1 rRNA gene is annotated in these 906 nt (G+C 53.6%); it reads left to right on the top strand.

Features of this window, described 5'->3' with window-relative positions:
- Positions 1–906, top strand: a 16S ribosomal RNA gene (locus WN56_RS08605); the annotation flags it as partial.

A 906-nucleotide genomic window follows, 5' to 3' on the forward strand; every position in this document is an offset into this window, starting at 1 on the left:
CCCTGATGCAGCCATGCCGCGTGTGTGAAGAAGGCCTTCGGGTTGTAAAGCACTTTCAGCAGTGAGGAAGGTGGTGTACTTAATACGTGCATGGCTTGACGTTAGCTGCAGAAGAAGCACCGGCTAACTCCGTGCCAGCAGCCGCGGTAATACGGAGGGTGCGAGCGTTAATCGGAATTACTGGGCGTAAAGCGCATGCAGGCGGTTTGTTAAGTCAGATGTGAAAGCCCGGGGCTCAACCTCGGAACCGCATTTGAAACTGGCAGGCTAGAGTCTTGTAGAGGGGGGTAGAATTTCAGGTGTAGCGGTGAAATGCGTAGAGATCTGAAGGAATACCAGTGGCGAAGGCGGCCCCCTGGACAAAGACTGACGCTCAGATGCGAAAGCGTGGGTAGCAAACAGGATTAGATACCCTGGTAGTCCACGCCGTAAACGCTGTCTACTTGGAGGTTGAGGTTTAAGACTTTGGCTTTCGACGCTAACGCATTAAGTAGACCGCCTGGGGAGTACGGCCGCAAGGTTAAAACTCAAATGAATTGACGGGGGCCCGCACAAGCGGTGGAGCATGTGGTTTAATTCGATGCAACGCGAAGAACCTTACCTACTCTTGACATCCAGCGAATCCTTTAGAGATAGAGGAGTGCCTTCGGGAGCGCTGAGACAGGTGCTGCATGGCTGTCGTCAGCTCGTGTTGTGAAATGTTGGGTTAAGTCCCGCAACGAGCGCAACCCTTATCCTTGTTTGCCAGCACGTAAAGGTGGGAACTCCAGGGAGACTGCCGGTGATAAACCGGAGGAAGGTGGGGACGACGTCAAGTCATCATGGCCCTTACGAGTAGGGCTACACACGTGCTACAATGGCAGATACAGAGGGCAGCGAAGCTGCGAAGTGGAGCGAATCCCTTAA

It is taken from the genome of Salinivibrio sp. KP-1 (genome assembly GCF_000968645.1).
Taxonomy (GTDB): Bacteria; Pseudomonadota; Gammaproteobacteria; order Enterobacterales; family Vibrionaceae; genus Salinivibrio; species Salinivibrio siamensis.